This is a genomic window from Amycolatopsis sp. NBC_01307 (genome assembly GCF_035975215.1).
In the GTDB taxonomy this organism is placed as follows: Bacteria; Actinomycetota; Actinomycetes; order Mycobacteriales; family Pseudonocardiaceae; genus Amycolatopsis.
Genome location: NZ_CP108403.1, coordinates 4899318 through 4915921 on the forward strand (window position 1 = coordinate 4899318; position 16604 = coordinate 4915921).

Annotated in this window: 7 protein-coding genes and 1 pseudogene; 2 read left to right on the plus strand and 6 right to left on the minus strand. The window is 65.2% G+C overall.

Annotated features, from left to right (window positions below):
• Positions 1–9 precede the first annotated feature (9 nt).
• The 4 genes from OG439_RS20370 to OG439_RS20385 form a co-directional block, all read right to left on the minus strand.
• Entirely contained in the window at positions 10–2868 is a 2859-nt protein-coding gene (locus OG439_RS20370; protein ID WP_326950950.1) for a CHAT domain-containing protein, read from the minus strand.
• 1479 nt (positions 2869–4347) lie between these two features.
• Positions 4348–9819: a DEAD/DEAH box helicase gene (locus OG439_RS20375; RefSeq protein WP_326950951.1), complete on the minus strand. Its 5472-nt coding sequence runs from the start codon at positions 9817–9819 to the stop codon at positions 4348–4350.
• A 19-nt stretch (positions 9820–9838) separates the two neighbouring features.
• Positions 9839–10735 carry a hypothetical protein gene (locus OG439_RS20380; protein WP_326950952.1) on the minus strand — a complete coding sequence of 299 codons (897 nt, stop codon included), beginning with the start codon at positions 10733–10735 and terminating at the stop codon, positions 9839–9841.
• A gap of 16 nt (positions 10736–10751) precedes the next feature.
• On the minus strand, positions 10752–12836 hold the full coding sequence (locus OG439_RS20385) for a hypothetical protein (protein WP_326950953.1): 2085 nt from the start codon (positions 12834–12836) through the stop codon (positions 10752–10754).
• 506 nt (positions 12837–13342) lie between these two features.
• Here OG439_RS20385 and OG439_RS20390 point away from each other — a divergent pair.
• Complete coding sequence (locus OG439_RS20390) at positions 13343–14272, plus strand: NaeI family type II restriction endonuclease (protein WP_326950954.1); 930 nt, start codon at positions 13343–13345, stop codon at positions 14270–14272.
• A 36-nt stretch (positions 14273–14308) separates the two neighbouring features.
• Here the strand turns inward: OG439_RS20390 and OG439_RS20395 are convergent.
• A pseudogene (locus tag OG439_RS20395) lies at positions 14309–14455 on the minus strand (IS5/IS1182 family transposase); the annotation flags it as partial.
• Positions 14456–15068: 613 nt separating this feature from the next.
• Between OG439_RS20395 and OG439_RS20400 the strand changes: the two are divergent.
• Entirely contained in the window at positions 15069–15944 is an 876-nt protein-coding gene (locus OG439_RS20400; protein ID WP_326950955.1) for a hypothetical protein, read from the plus strand.
• Here the strand turns inward: OG439_RS20400 and OG439_RS20405 are convergent.
• The gene (locus OG439_RS20405) at positions 15880–16503 is read right to left on the minus strand and encodes a hypothetical protein (RefSeq protein WP_326950956.1); all 624 of its coding nucleotides are present in this window, start codon (positions 16501–16503) and stop codon (positions 15880–15882) included. The two genes, OG439_RS20400 and OG439_RS20405, sit on opposite strands and share 65 nt — an antisense overlap.
• Positions 16504–16604 lie beyond the last annotated feature (101 nt).

Genomic DNA, 16604 nt, shown 5'->3' on the forward strand with positions numbered 1-16604 from the left:
GGCCGGCGCTCAGAGCGTCCCGATCACCGTCACGGCCGCCCACCGGTATAGGGGAAGGCGCCGCAGTGAGGGCTCTCGCAGGATGGCGGCCAACGTGGCGGCGGGGGAACGAGTCGTGTGAAGTGCCTGGTAAAGCTGAGACAGGCAGCCACTCACGACGCGATCCTGGCTCCCGATCTCGAAGTGTGCGGAAACCACATGCGTGGCACCCGCGGCCAGCGCCGCCAACGCAAGGCCGAGAGGTTCGTACTGGTCGTCACCGCTCGGGAAACCGCTGTGACAGGAGGCGAAGGACAGGTAGGGCGGCGGGGTCGTCGTCCCGTCGAGGAAGTCGGCGGCCGAGAGCACGACCGCCGGTCCCGCGAGAACGGCGTGCGCAAGACCGGGCTCGCGGTTGCCGTGCGCGGCGAGCACGGCAGTGCGCCAGCGGTCACCGCCGCGGACGAAGGCCGGCGTCACGTGCGCGGGTTCGGTGATGCGGTCATGCCCGGCCGGATGGGCCGCTAGGCCGTCGAGTTCGGCCGCCGCGATGCCCGAGTGCGGATCGTGCCAGGACACCGCCGCCGCAGGTGGTGGCGCTTCGGAGGGGGGCCGGTCCTGCAGCGCGGTCAGGAACCGCAGGGACGGGGTCAGGACCACGTCGGCATAGTCCACGAGCAGACCGCCGTCCGCCAGGGACAGGGGCAGCGCCGCGAACGGAACCGCCCACAACCACCCGGTCGGGATGACCACCACGGGCACGGGACCGGCCGCGGTGCGCAGCCGCCGTTCGAAGGGACCCGGCAGGATCGCGCTCAACGCGGTCAGGTCGCCGGTCCGCAGCTTTATCCGTTCTTCGTGGAGGTCACCCGTCAGGGCTTCCCTGAGCTGACTCATTTCGCCAGTCACGGGAACGTCCTTGGCCACGCAGGTGCCGTCGGGCGAGCGCCACACCGAGACGATGTGCTGGTCCCCCTCGACCGACTGCACGGGTACTGCGATGAGGACGTCGACCCGTACGTCGGCCAGCCGGTCCATCCGGAGCGGCTCGGCGCCGTAGACGTCGGCGAACAGGTCACTGGTCTGCTTGCTGAGCCGGGTGTAGAGCCCGTCCAGCCGCCGTTGCAGCTCGGCCGGGCTCTGGTCGTCGAAGTCGTCGAGGTCACCGAGGCCGTCGATGGCCGCGGCGGCGTGGACGCCCCGGCGGCTGGGGTCGCGCTCGGCCACGGCCGCACCAACCCGGGCGATTTCGGCCAGCAACCCGGCCACCTGGACAGGCAGATCGGCCGCGCTGCGGCGCAGCAGGCCGGCCAGCCGGTCGGTGCGCAGGCGCTCGGCGAGCTCCATGGCCAGGGGGCCGTCGCCGATTTCGACGGCCAGCAACATCGCGTGCTCGTACTGCGCGCGGACGGTGTCGGCGATGTACCGCCGCGCGCGGCCGGATGCCACGGCGCCGCGGATCGTCTCGGAATAGCGGATCGCAGACCGGATGTGCATCGCCGTTCCGGGCCGGTCGCCGAGCGTGTACGCCATCATCGCGCTCCCGGTGGCGGCGGCGACTGCGAACATGGTTGCGCCCGACTCGACGGCCTCGGTTTCGGCTAGGCCATAGGATTCCCGAGCCGAGGCGGAGTCACCGACGATGTTCTGCTGCTCCGCAAAGAACAAGTGCTCACGGGCGCGATCGAGGGCGTTGCGGGCGGTGCCCGGCAGCTTCCGGGCACCTCGGGAGTGCCCGGAGCCGAGGATGTCGACCAGTTCGAGGTGACGGTGGATGCCTTCGGCACCCGCCGTCAGGCCCGCTTCCTCGTAGATCCGAGCCGAGTCGAGAAACGCCTTGCGAGCCCGCCACAGCGCGGAAGCCGAGCGAGGCAGGCGGAGAAACCCTCGGACGGACCGGCCGCCGTTGCGGGCCAGTTCCACTCTGGCCCTGGCCTTGAGCAGGTTCGCCTCGCCGACGGCGTTGCCGCCCACCGACTCGTAATACCGGCTGTAAGACTCCAGATAGCGTTCAGCTTCGGCGAATTCGCCGGCGGCGGTGTGCAGGTGAGCCAGCGGCAAGCTGAGCTCAGCCACCGTGAACGGATCATCCGCCACGTCGAGGGCGTCGGTGATGGTGCCCTTGGCGGCCTCCCATTCGGGCCCGCCGACGGCCACTCCGCGCTGCAGGAACTGGGCCAGGAAGACGACGGCGACCATCTTGAGCTCGTTCGAGCCGATCTCAGTGGCGACGGCGACCTGGGCTTGGACGAGGTCGACGGCCGCCGTCCGGTCTCCGGCAGCGTTGAACGCCCGCGCCCTGAGCACGTCGGCCAGGCTGAGCAGATACCGATCCCCGGCGTCGCGGTGCACGTCCGCGGCCCGGCCGGCCAGCGCCGCCGCCGTCTCGTGGTCGCCGACGAGCAGGCACCACCCCGAGCGTTCGCGGTTCAGATCGGCGTGCAGGTGGCTGTCCGCGCTGTCCGCCCCGGCGGCGATCGCCGCCTCGAGCACAACCTGTTTGTCGGCGGTGTAGGCGATCCGGGCTGAGCGCGCCAGGCCGATCCGCGCGGCGAAGACACCGTCGCGGTCGCCCGCGGCGGCGTAGCCGCGTTCGGCATTCTTGTAGTGGTCATCCGCTTCGGAGGTGTAGCCCTGCGTCCAGTACGTATTGCCAGCGGCCAGCGCGGCCAGAGGCTCGTCCCGGCCCTCGGGGAGCAGCGAATGCAGCACCTCGCGTGCCCGCGTGCTCTCACCGATCCTCCGCAGGATCTCGACGTACCGGATCACCGACACGACGTCATCCGGCCCGCGGGACAAGCGCTCGGCGCTCGCGAGGTCCGTGCCTGCTGACCGCCAGGCCGGATGGGACGATCCGGTGCCGATCGGTTCGAGTTGCGGGTATTTCACTGACGACCTCCGGATTCCGAAAAGAAATCTTCGTGCTGCTTAGTCAAAGCCGGTCAACTGGAAATTCGGCTGAGGTGTGCTTCAGGACAGCGTATTCGGTGGTCGTGTATCCACGGACTTGGCTTGAGCTGCGACGCGCCACCACGTCGCAGTTGCGACCTTCGAAAGCGGCAGGCGACCCGTGGCGCTGCGGTCGCTTTCGCGGCTGGTCTGACACCCTGCTGCGCCCGGTTTCGCTGTTTGCCGTCGGTGACATAGCGCAGCCGCCGCGACTTCCGGGCCGCGTTCACCCAATGCCGGCGACCACACCGGCGATACTGCGTATCACAAACGCCAAACGGAATCCGACCCGAAACCTGCATCAGCCAATGGTAGCCATCGAGCCTCGGCCAGGCAGGTCGTCGACATCGCCACCGCCGTCAAAGGGGGCGGCGCTTGCGTTTCCCCTGCTTGTCGCGGCGTGGGCGTGACACGACGTTCGCGGGAGGATCACCGGGTTGCTAATCCTCCTTGAGGCAGTTACTACTTCGGATTCTCTGGGTGGTCGATGGTGGATACGGCCGGGTTGAGATGGCCAAAGTCGACCTGCGCGTAGCGCCCACCTGTAGGACCCTAACGTCCGCCCGTGCCACTCGTGTGGCGCCAGAGGCATCGCGATCGACTAGAGCTTGTCGACTTGCAAGACATGCCTACGTAAGGCCATCGTCGATGATCGGTCGGCGGTCTCCTATGCAACCGTTGCGCCCATGACGTCGTGGGAGGTGGCCTCCCCGGACGATCTTGCTCGCTAACCACAACACTCATTCTCTAAGAGGTCGAGCACCTAAGCGACTCAGATCTCCGGGTGTCCTGCCGCTAGCGCGCAGGACAGATCGTGGGCGTTTTGCACGCTAGACCTGACGTCCGATTATCCCGCTTCGAGCTATACCATCACCGCAAGCGCGCTCCGTCTTCCCCATCGCCAGCTCGGCCGTCCGCCCACAGCACGCGGCGAGGCACTGACCCGTACCGCACGTGTCGTCTCGTCGACGACCTATGGTACGAGTGTCGCGGGTACCCCGCTGAGCAACACCGGACCAGCGGCGGTTTCCAGCCACAGCCGGGTCAAGCCGTTCGTCGATCGCTCACTTCGACTGACGCGTCCGGCGAGGCAATCGGGCTTCTCCTACGAATCAGTATTGGCACACGTGCAATGAGACGCTCACCTGTGAGCGTCCAGTCTGGGGCCACGTCGGAACTGACTTCGGTCACCGCCTGCTCGATCGCGACCTTCATCGCTGCGCGCGCACATCCGTCACTCTCTAGCCATGTGCCTGAACCCAGAGAGCGATCGCACGGCGGGCCAGGGATCCCGTGTCCTGCTGTGGTGCGGCGGCCTGTATGACAACGAGCACTCCGGACCGGGCGGAGGCAGGAGAATGCGCCAACCGCCACGCACGAGTTGGCGACAGCCAGTTGGTGTCATCCGCAGCGGGCGCGTCACAGCTGACCTGCGACATCGTCACAGAGTCGGAATATCCGGCCTGGGTCGCGATCGAGTGTGAACGCGTCGAGGAAGAATGTCTGTTTGGCGCTGCCGACCTCGGCCTCCGCGAAGGCGGCTGCTTCAGCTAGCCTTACGTTCAGGAAGGTGCTCTCCGATGCCTCGAGTGGATGCCGGACGACCAGGATGTAGTCGCCGAGCTGCGGGTGCGTGAACCGGACTGTGCCGGGAACGGCGGGAATCAGTGCCGCATCGTAGCCGTTCGACCAGTTATTCAGCGCTCGCTCCTGGGCGGTGAGATCGAGCTCAAGATGACCAGTTCGCAACACCCCGAGCAGGTCGCGAGCGAGACGCCAGTCAAGCAGCGCGTGGTACGACATGTTGCCATAATCACGCAGGCATCGGTAACACGACGCGGTGCAAAGGTTCGCATGCGCTGGTTCTGCCAGGTGCACTAGGTAGGCGTCGACATCATCAAGCAGGGAAGGCAATACGGCCGGATCGCCAAGGTGGGTACTGAAGCCTGCACCGTTCTCAAGCGTGTCGGCGATGAACGCGAAAGGCGCAGGCTCGCCGTTCGCCATGCCCGCGAAGATGCCCGCCACGAGTTCAAGAGGTTCGATGTCCAGCTTCGCAGCTGCCACCTTACGCAGCAAGAATGCCAATGAATACCAGGCTGCACGCCTTCCGTCGGATGGGTCGGCGGCACAGCTCGGTTGGTGCGCCGACGAAAAATTTAGGCGCAGGCCCTCAGCCCGCAAAGTGCCGTGTTCGGGGCCGAAGAAGAGGAAGTCGGTCGGCTGCACCGCGCCTAGCGCGACGTCGAACGGGTCGCCGGTCACGTCGTTTTGTCGGACCAGTTCCTTCTCGACTGCTTCAACCGAGACATACCCGCTCCAGGCGGCCCCTGTAGCTGAGGACTGCGCAGCGGCTCGGAAGCGGAAGAGCCGACCACCGTTGTCATTAATTACATAGCGTTGACCCGGTCCAGAGTAGGCCATGGCTGCGCCATGCGATTCATGACGCAATGCGGACAGGTCGGCCCGCGCCCGTGCTGCCATCGCCCGTGGCGACCAGCTGAAGTTTCCATCGAAATCTCGCGGTCGTCCCCCGGCGCGGAAGCCTAGCGGTTCGCGCAACGTAAATCTTGCGAATGTGTCAGGCGAGCCGCACTGCGGACAGATCGTGATGTCACCGAGGTTGTCCGAAGACAAGAATGAGCACGCCCGGCAGAGGGAGATGTCACGGCTAACGCCGAGCGGGTCGTCAGCCGACAGTCGTGGCGGACGTCCGACTCCTTCGAAGGCAGCGACACCAACGGAGGTATAGACACGCCCGTCCCGGACAACCTCACTCATCGGCGCGAACTGGCTAACGGCCATCGCGAGATCGCGGTCAATGGTCATGGGGGGTGGCCACGGGTACGACGAGCTTGGCCGGCGGAGGTACAGGTACCGCACACTCGTCGGGAAGCCGAACATCGGCAGTACACCGCGTTCAGCCAGCCGCTGGCTCAGCTCATCATCACCCACCGTCGCCACTGCGTCGTCGATCAACCCAGGGAGCTTCGCGATGCACCGATCGGTCAGCTCGAGAGTGGACGCTGCCAGCGTTGTCCGGTCGGCGATCGCGCCGGCTGCCCGCTCGACCGCCGTGCGGTTACGGGCGAGCCAGTCGATAAGGAGCGGGCGGACGGTCGGCCAATCCGCGACGAAGCCGAATGCGCCATGTGCGTTAGTGGTCCGGCCGAACGGCACGCCGGTCGCGTCGATCGCGTCGGCGACTTCCGGCATCGCCAGCCGAAGGGTCTCGCTATGCAGTGAACGCAAGAGGATCTCGGGACGGCTCATCGCGAGGTACGGCTCAGGCGTCGGGTCGTTGGTGATGCGTTCGGGCGCGTCAAAGTAGTACTCGTCGTGGCTGCGTCCGCGGCAGACTGTCAGGGCCACCGCGACCGGCGTCCCGCGCCGACCGGCCCGACCGACCCGCTGCTGGTAGTTGAAACGGGTCGGCGGCATGTTGCCAAGCACCACGGCGGACAACGCGCCGATGTCTACGCCCGCCTCCATGGTGGTCGTGACGCTCAGTATGTCGATGCCGTCTGCGATCGGCACTTCTGGGTTCGCCCCGGATTCCAGGAACACCTCTTGAAACCGGGACTGGCGCTGTTGCGCGTCGCTCCGGTCCGTCTGACCAGTCAGTTCTTCGCTATTGAGGCGGAAGCGGCCTGAGCCGGTAGTGGCGCGCCAGCCGTAGTAGTCCTCATCGACCACGTACGTCGACGGGTTGTCAGGCAACCTCATGCCACAGTAGGTGCAATGCGCGCAGCCACGCGTGAGGTGGCGCCGGTGGCAGTTCGAGCACTTCCAAGCACACTCACCACCACGACGCAGTACGACGCGTGCCGGATCGATCAGGTAGTCGCGTACCGCGGCGCCGCACTGCTCGGCGAAGATCCGCGTCAGGTCGGCGACGGTCGGGCCGCCGGCCTGCTCGATCTTGCGCCAGAAGCGGTTCAGCTGACGGGGCGGGCTGCTGGGTCGCGGATCGCGCATGCCGTCAAAGCGCCGCGTATCCGCCAGCACGCGGAGGCTTGCCCGCGCATACGCGAGGTCGGTGCTCACTGGCTGGTCAATCGGCCGCGTATCCGTTTCGAGCGCCAGCCAGCCCAGGCCAAGCGACTCGAAGTCGCGGCCTGCTCCCGAGAAGAGGCCGCTCAGAATCTCGAGCATGAGCGACCGGTTGATCTCGGCCCGTAATTCACTCTGCTCCGGCGAGATGCCCGCACGTGGCGTGACGGGGGTAGCATCCCAGTCATATAGCGTCGTCCAGCGCCGCTTTGGTTCACGGGCTGTCTCCTGGAGGCTGGCGTGCGGCCCACCCGGATGCAGTCCGAGACTGAGCAGGACTTGGGCGATGGCCCCGGCGGTCGCCTCGAGCGTCGATCCGGCTGACAGGCGGCCGATCAGAGTCGGCTCGTCGGTGGGGTTTGTTCCCGGTCGGCCTTCCCAGATATTGCGGAGCTGACCGAAAACGTTGGCGTCACGAGCTTCCAGACGGTCGATTGCCCCCCACGATTCGGCCGTCTTGGTGCTGTCGGCGACGTGCGCGCGTGCGAGGGCCAGATCCGCCGACGGGTCGCTGGTGGCTGCCAGGTACTCGACCAGCAGTAATCGCAGCAGGTCCTGGTAGTGACGAAGCCCGAGGCCAGATGACAACTTCGCCGCGTCCTGCCGACTATCGGTGAACAGGATGACCTTCCGGTCTTGCACCGCTAGGTCGGCTGCCAGTTCTGTCGTCAGTACTTGATTGATCTTCTCGAAACCGCTACGCATGCCGCGGATCGGCGACCGCTGCGTCGCCGGGTCGGTGTGTGAGAGGCGGCGGCCATTCCTGCCGTATTCGATTGCCCAGTCGTCCCCACAGTTGGGGCAGCACGTCGGGAACGGGCTCACCGATGCGGTATCGCGCTTCGGCCGGACCACCGCGTGGAACGTCCAACCTGTATGACCACCTGTGGTGCCGACGTTGCGTACCTCGCCACTGGCCGGGTTCAGCGCGCTGCGGCGGAAGCTGTAGGTGACGTTGCCGCTGTCGCGGGTCCAGCGCGTCGCTTCGGGACCGTCGAGGCCGTCAGCGGCGTTTGGCCAGTATACGAGGTAGTTTGCGGCCGTCCGTTCCAGACGTACCTGATCGGGCAGCTTGGCCAGCTCGGGAACATCACCGAGCAGCAGGGTTCGCACGCTCGGACGCTGGGTGGCGCCTTCCGGCGTGAAGCCCCCGAGCAGGACGTCACCGCAGTTCTGGCAGTAGAGGAGTTCAAGGGCGCGCGCGCCGCAGCTGCACCGTGTAACCGGTTCGCTGAACAGTTGGCCGACCGCGCGTGGCTCGGCCCGGTCAGGTGCATCCGGGCACTTGGGGTCCGTGCACGCCCAGACACCAGGAACGTTGCGGAAGAAGTAGTGCGCCCGGACCTTGGGGTCCGCTTCGGCAGGTAGCTCCGCCATGCCGCGCAGCAGCTTCGTCAGTGCTTCGTCTCGTTCGACTTGGGAGGTGTCCGGGAAGATGCGTGCCGCCAGCGCCGGCAGCGTCTTCGCCAATGGAAAGTCTTCGCCGTTATTCCCGGTGTCGACGAACGCGCGGCGCACCGAGTCCATCAAGCCGCGTTCCCGAGCATAGGTAGCTCCATCTACGGGTTCGGCGGCACGGATAGCAGTGGCATCGGCGGTGGTACCGGCCGGAGCGGTGGATGGCATGGCGAGGCTGCCGCGGACGAATTCGAACGATGCTGCATCGACGCCGAAGAATTCTTCGAGGTATGACTGGTCACGTTTCGCGTCGATCGACGCTGACGCCGCCAGGATGCGCAGCTTCTCCGGGCGGTCTGTTAGGCCGAGCCGCTTCTTCAGGTTGCGCAGCAGGTAGGCGACCTCGGTGCCAGCGGTGCCGCGGTACATGTGCAGCTCGTCAATCACCAACGTGAACCGGTGCGAGGGGTCGGCCTCGAGCCAGGTCCGGGTCGAGTCGAAGAAGTGCTCATCCCGCTCGCGGAGCAACATCACGTTGAGCATCGAGTAGTTGGTGACGAGGACATCCGGCGGCGCATCCGCCATGTCCCAGCGTGAACGCATCTCGGCACCGTCGAGCCGCGGTACGAAGTAGCGGACGTCGTCTTTTCGGGTCGACTCCGCGATGGCGGCTGCTCGGGCGGCCCGCTGCTCAGTGTTATTCAGGACTTGTTGTAGCCGCTTGACCGTAAGGTCGCTAGTTCGAGAACCGGTGACAGGTGTCGCGCCGGTATAACGGCCAAAGAAGAAGCGATGGCCGCGACGATTGAGGTCGAGCCAGGTACGGACGGCGTCGCTGTCGAGCGCTCGCCTCATGCGCATGAGCTGGTCATCGACCAGGGCATTCATCGGGTAGAGGATGAGCGCTCGAACCGCGGCGGGGCGTCCTGTTTCTCCTTCACGCTGCGACCGGAAACCGGTACCGGTGGCGCGCCACCACGGGATGAGCTCCGCCTGGCCACCCGTCCAATTGCGTGATTCCTCAAGCAGCGACGCGAGGATGGGGAGCAAAAAGGACTCCGTCTTACCTGAGCCGGTGCCGGCGGTAATCACCATGTTGCGGCCAGGTATGAGTCCAGCTTTGAGCGCTTCCTCCTGGTGCCTGTAGAGCGGACGTCCGAGCGGGATCAGTCCGGCGCCGGCGAACGCGCCGAGTTCGTCGGCGCCGTTGCAGGCCGCGACGGACTCGGCGAGCGTTCGAGGGGCGGTTACGTATTCGGGCCTAAGCTCGATGAGCGGGTGGCGGTACACCCCGTTGTCGCGATCGAACAGTTGGCGCCGTTCCGCCTGAAGGCGTTCGTCACGTAGCCCGAACGGGGTGTCGTAATAACGGAAGTAGGCCTCACGTAGCCGCTCGAACGTGCCAGTGACGTCCAAACCGCGGGGTGCGGGTGTTGACATCTGCCCTCCAAGCATGCAGTCAATCGATGACCGAGACGAGCTGGCGGACTGATCTCGCCACCAGATCCGCCACCGGCAAGGGAACGTTCGTGTAGATCGCTGTCCGGGCGGTATCGCCAAACTGCGTCGGCAGTCCACTGCACAGCACCAGCGCCCTGGCTTGCAAGGGTGGCAACGGCGCGCCTTGGTCGATGAACATGGTGCCGATGTCGGCGCTGTTCGATCGGCGCTCACGTCGCCAGCGGATGACCTGTTCGTGCCGTTCGGCTAGTGCCCACCAGATGCCCGGTGCGTAGTCGGTGCGCAGCCATTGACTACCGATCTGGTAGCGGTATTGTTGTCGTCCATTCACGAGGAAGCGGCAGAGTCCGTCACGATCGGGCGCACCCCGGACGAAGTCGACGCCGCCGACACTCCCAGCGGCAAGGTGCTCAACCGGTGTATCCCAGGCAGGTGGCCCGGCCGGTTCGCCTAGTTGCACCTGTAGCAAGCGTTCGGCAATCCCCCGTGCTGCACAGCCGACGTAGCTTACACCGACGGCATTCAGCGATGCGCTTAGTTCGGCCAGCGATTCGGCCTGGATGTAGACCGTCGAGGGGGCTGGAAGCCAGACTGGATCCTTTGTCGCAGGCTCGACAACTGAGACCGCGAACTCAGTCTCGAGCTGGTCGACCAAGTCGAGCGGGCGCCGTCCGGCCAGCACAGCGGTGCCGTCACCGGCTGGAATGAGCGTCGCTACGGCAGGTGCGATCGCCCAGCGGCCGCCCTCCCAGTCCACCTCGGCGTGACCGAGCGCGGATACGTCACGCAGCCAACGGCCTGATGCCGCTTTGCCCGGATTGAAGTTGGCAGTCCGTGCCAGCCAGGTTATGCGTTGCCGCAGGTCCCGGATATCGCCCGAACCGATCTCACTCATCCATGCCAGCATCGTGTCAGCGAGCACGGCATCGCTCCCACGCTCGGACGTAGAAGTGCCACAGCGGGCTCGGCGAGCGGGCACTGACGCATAGCTCCGCCCATAGCGTACGATCGCTATCCGTCAAGCTGCGGAAAGCTGGCTCTGCACCCCTAAGCTTGATGACCGACCAGCCCGTGGTGCGCTTCTGCGCCAGCCACACGGCCGGGTTTAGCGGTACCTCGAAGTAAGAGAAGACCAGTCCCGGCAAGTTGGGCGGCGGCGGATCACTGATCTTGTTCATCCTGCCGTCGGCACCAATGAGGACAGTCATCACTGAGCCACGCCGTGCCAGCACCGGGCGATCGGCTTCCATGTCTCGAACCTGTGCGCCACACATCTCCGCCGTGTTTGCCACTCTGCCGCACAGAACGCCGTCAACCCATCCAATGCTTCCGACGTCTGGCACCTCGCGATCATCCATCGATTCGCGTTCGACGACGAAGGTCAAGGTCTCTTCGTCGGTTTCGACGGTGTGCTCGCCGGATTCCATGCCGCCACGAAACCCGGACAATGGGATTGGGAACAGCGATGCGCGGAGGCGGCTGGATATCCCGTCCAAGCTGACGTCGACAGTGCGTGTCTTGTCGCTCACCGGCAGTAGGAGGTCAGGCTCACCCCCGGCCAGGTAGATATTGGAAGCGACCCTCCGGTCGATAGGCAGTCCGTTGATGAGGCGGGGCCGCACGGCAGTCCCGCGGTGGAGCCCTGCCGTAACCGCACTGGGCATCGTCGCGAGCGCGGTGTCAAGGCGCTCATGATCGGAGAAGACTACGCGGGTATATATGCGGAATCCGCCGCCGAGCAGCTTCGCAGTAAACGCCGGATCTAGCTGGTACCACCCGGCATCTGCGGCAGCGCGAAGCACCTGGCTCACCGTGGGCGCCACGTCGGCAGTCGCGACCAAAACGTGCTCTTCAAAGGGCTGGACCGAGTCGACCGACATCCAGCCACCAGCGTCGGCATTACCGATCAGGACAAGCACCTTGGCCGGCTCGAATTCGGCAACGCATCGTTGCCCGCGAACGAAGACGCCGGACGCCAGATCTGAGCTTTGAACCGACGGCATGCCTTCCACGCGGTACATCGTGCTGTGAGGATCGTTGGTTATTAGTGCCTCGAATGGCTGCCCGTCACGGGTCCCTGTGAGCACATCGCCTGTAATGTCCCGGACAGCGGGAATGACCCACCACGTGCGCACCTCGTCCAGATCGATAGCCAGCCGCAGGTTGAGGTGACGGAGTCCCTCCCTCGTCACGATTCGGCCGTCCCAGGAGATTGCCAGATCTGTGATGAGCGGGCCGAGGATCGGCAGGACCTCTTCGTCGCGCAGCGAGCTGACAAACCGGTGAGTTAAGCCGTGGCCGCGGCGGGTGACCCAGCGACGCAGCATCCTCAGCAGTGATTCGGTGCTTGGTACGCCCGCGGACTTCAGACGCGCCGCTGAGAAGAAGCGGGTCAGCGCCGCCCGGTCACTTTGACGAACTAGCGTCTGCGACAGCGGATAGCCGATGCGCGACTCGTTGGCGACACCAGGCCGAATGGTTGACGTGCCGAATGCTCCCTGCTGTTCATCCAGCCAGCTATCAAGCTCTTCCCACATCTTGGCCACATGGAGAAACGCGCCACCGTTGCGGAGCGCTGTCAAGATGCGACTCACGGCGGCCTTACTACTCGAATCCGGCAGCAGAGTGTCGGCGAGCCGCTTGTAGTAAGCATTGCGTCGAGCGCTCGCGTCCGTTCGCATCTCAGATGCGGCCAGTACGCTCAGGGCGAGAATCGGCAGCGTAGGGGGTGGCTGGTCGCGCGGCCCGCTGCGCCACACCTCTTCAAGCTGCTGAGCACGAGCGAACATGCCCGAGCCACGCTCGACATCCACAAGACCCCGAACCGCCGCGGCCAGGGACCGTGCACTGTCCTCGCCTGGCGCGGCCAGCTGCTGCAACTCGTCACGATCGACGAAAAGAACTACCGGTTCGTGCCCCCGGCCTGCGAAAAACAACTGCGCCAGCCGCGTCTGCCACCGAGAGTAGGCCTCCAGCAGAAACGGCTGCAAACTCACGTCAGTCACACCAGGGACAGCCGGGACGACTCTAGAGGGCTAGTCGCCGCTCTACTGCCACGGCCTGCCAGTCGCCTACCTAGTCGACGTAGTGCAGTCGCTGTCTGAGGCCAGCAGGTGCGCACGGCTCGTTCTCCTGTCTGACGAGTTGCTCCACGTTGAGCCTTCAGCGGCTAGTCGATCACAACCACCCGCGAGTTACAGACTCCTTGATATCGATTTGGCGTCGGGCAGGCAGACCAGCGGACAAGGCGTGCTCCTCGACCTTCCCTGGCTGGTTAGACCCTCGTCCTCAGTCGCCCTCCACCTCGTGGCGCCGGCGATACTGAGCGCGATCGGGGCGCGCCCGTCTCGCCCGAAGGTTAGGTCCGCCAGTATCAAAAGAACGGCCGCTACGCGGTTGGGCCGACTCTGGGCGCTGGCTTGCGAGACCCATCGGAAGAGGTCGCGGGCTTATGACGGTAATCAGATCATCCGACAGGGCCAAGCCGGCTAAAAAAGGAACCGTGACCAAGACCCCGCTACCCGGCCCCGGCGACCTGTGCCAGCCAGATCCCCGCAAGGCCGGGCTACGGCCAGCGCACCCCGTCGTTGCTCCCACGGACGACGCGGAGCTGCAACAGGTCTACGGGTGGCTGAAGTTCCGGCCGATCACCCACCTCCTGCGCGGCGCGGTCGACAACGCCGTCCGTTACGTTTTGGATGGCGCTCGGACCTGGCGGTTCGACCTCATGAGCGACGAAGTCGACTCCGACGAACGCTCATCGGTGGGCACCAAGCTGCAGTACCATGTGATCGAGTCTCTGGGCCTGAGGAAGGAGCCCCCGCTCGACACGACCATCATGGACATCCCGGTCGAGATCAAGGGTACGGTCCGGCAAACCTGGATGATCCCGCGCGAAGGACAGTGCGAGATCACGCTGATGATCCAGATCGACGCCCGCCAGCACCGCTTCCGCGCGCTTCTCATGCGCACCCACCGGGCATGGCTCACCGGGAAGCAGGGAAACCGGGACCTGAAACGTTCGCCACGTGCCGACGCAGTCAGTCAATACGCGCTCGAAATCGCACCCTGGACCGACCTCCCGCCCGAGCCGCTGCGCAAGCTGACACCCGATCAGCTGCGAGTCGTCTTCGGCCGGGACGGTATGCGCAAACGCCTGATCGCATTGTTCGGCTACCTGCGCGAAGAGGTTATCCCCCGGACGACGATCACCACCGTGGGCGCAGGCCTAGGCGATCCACTCAAGCGGGCACGCGAAGCCAAGCCAGACGTCCTCAAAGACCATGACCTGGTCGTGCTGGTCGGGACCTGGCAGTCAGACCTCGACGCCGCAGCGAAGCTCGGCTACGACATCAAGAACGAAGCCTGGGTCGCAGTACCACGGGAAAAACTCGCGGGGCTAGGCCTCAGCCCAGAAGACTTCAGACACTGAGCCCTTTCCGGGTAAGAGCTGGGTGACTGTGCGTGGTCATGTTGTTCGGTTGTGGAGGATGACGAGAGCGGCCGTGACGATGGTGCCGATTTTCTTGGGGCAGAGGCTGATGTTGCGGAGTGCTTTGAAGGTGGTTTTGAGCAGGGAGTTTCCGCGTTCGCCTGGTGCCCGTTTGGCGTTGTGAGCCGCTTCACTACCGCGACCGACAACGCCGCCGCCTCGACCACGTCTACCTCGCCCGCACGACGCCACAAGTCGCGCTCCAGCACACAGCCAACGAGCGGGCCGGTCTCATCGAGCCCGCTGGTGGTCAACCGCCGCGCTCTCGAGGTGCACAGACAAGCTCTTGCCCGCGCAGCCGGCCGACCTTCTGCAGGCAGTCCTCGACGACCGATTCCCGCTCGCTCCCCTCGGGCGACGCCGACAACGCCTTGTGATCGCATCCCCGAACAGGTCGGTGCGTGACGATCCGGGCACGGAACGGATGCCGCGAGACTGCCGGCCGGTATTCAAATCGAGCCGGTCGCCGTCGCCGCCCCTGCAGTTATTGCACCTGCAGCGTCCCCGAGGGACGTACGCCCTCGCGAAAGCGGATGAACCTACGTATCCGACACCCCGAATCCGCTACGAGCGAACTTTCTGAGCAACGGAAACCGCGGACATTCGACTCCCTTCTGCGAAATCCTCTGTATTCGCGTCACGGCAAGACCACATCCGCAGCTGGCCGCGTCGGCCGACATGCGTGTGTCACCCACAAGTGTGAGAAAGTGTCGGGGGTCCTCGATACCGTCCCGGCATGAGTCACGAACCGCAGACCTGGACAGACGAGCGGTCGAACTGGCCGACGGTCACCACGGCGGAGGAGGTGGCGGCGACCTTCCAGGTCACGTCGGCCACAAGAAGCAAATACGACAGCTGGCGTGCCGACAAGTCGCGCGCGCAGGTCGTGGAGCTGGTCAGCAACCACACGACTGTCGAGTTGTACCGACTGACCCTCGACGACGTCCGCCGAATATGCGGGAGCACCTCCCACGCTCTCGCCGACGCGTCCCGGGAGGATGCCGAACGCGTCCCGAAAGCCCGCGACTGGTATCCCCGCTTCGCCTTCACCCACCTCATGCACCACTACCTCGAACAGCAGAAAGAGCTGCCGACCTGGCAGAAGATCAGCAGATTCTTCTTCCGTTCTGACGAGGGAGTGGACCTGATCGGCCGCGAAACCCGTGAACTCGTTGCCCGGATCGTGCAGGACGGCGCTACCGAACAACTTGCCGACCGCGCGCTGCAGTGGCGATTCGGCAACGCTTACTACAGCTTCCTGCGTGAAGTGTTCACGGTTGTGACGCTGCGCTCGCGAGGGTTTGACGTGCGCGTGCACCCACTGGCCGACGCTCTGTTCCGTGTGGACGGATGGATGGATGACACGATCATCAGTCTTTGGGTCGCCAATGAAGACTTCCGGCGTGATAAGGGCCTCGAACCCGCCGGCCGGAAGGAACGCGCCTGCGATCTCCTTGCCGATGCACCGGTGCCGTTCAGGTACCTCAACATCGAACTAGACAAGGCCTTCAAGTGGGGGCAAGTCCATTTGCCCTCAGACGGGAAGCTCACCCTTGCAGCGGAGGAACTCGCCAAGTTCCGCGACAAAGCAACCCGCCCCGATTGGCGATGACGTGCCTCCAGGAATCGCCGCACCTGCGCATCGGCAGCGGCTCAAGGCCCTCCGCGCCGAGCATCACGGCCAGCGCCTCGGGGCTCGAGGCGATCTCGACCTCGACCTGCCCGAGCACGCAGACGTCGTGGCTGACCGAACTACTTGCGACCGCAACACGTAAGACGGCGACCACGTTGCTGTCGGCGTCATGCAGGTAGGCAGCAGCGCGCACCTCGAGCTTTAGTTCGGGGTCGTCCACCCAGTTTGTCAGGTAGTGGCAATAGGTGGCCGCCTGGCGGCACGGATGGGTGTACTTCACCCCGCGAGTCCAGGTGAACAACGAGGTCGTGGAAACCACCTCGGTCCACTGTTTGAGCTCCACGACCACCGCAGTGACCCCGCCACCAGGGCGACCGCCCAGCAGCAGCGCATCGACCCGCTGCCCGCTACCGGGCAACTCGTACTCCAGTGGCAGCCGCAGATCGCCGAGCCCTGCCTGCCCGAACACGTGGAACAGCCAAGGCCAGCCGTTGTGCCAGCTCAGCTCCTCAGAGTCACCAGGCGGCCGCTCGTACAACTGAACAAAACGCTCAGCACAACGAGCGACGAACCCGCCGGCGCAGACTCGAGCTGATCAGCCAGTTCGGCGACGGTCCCCCGGTGGGCAAACATGCTCAA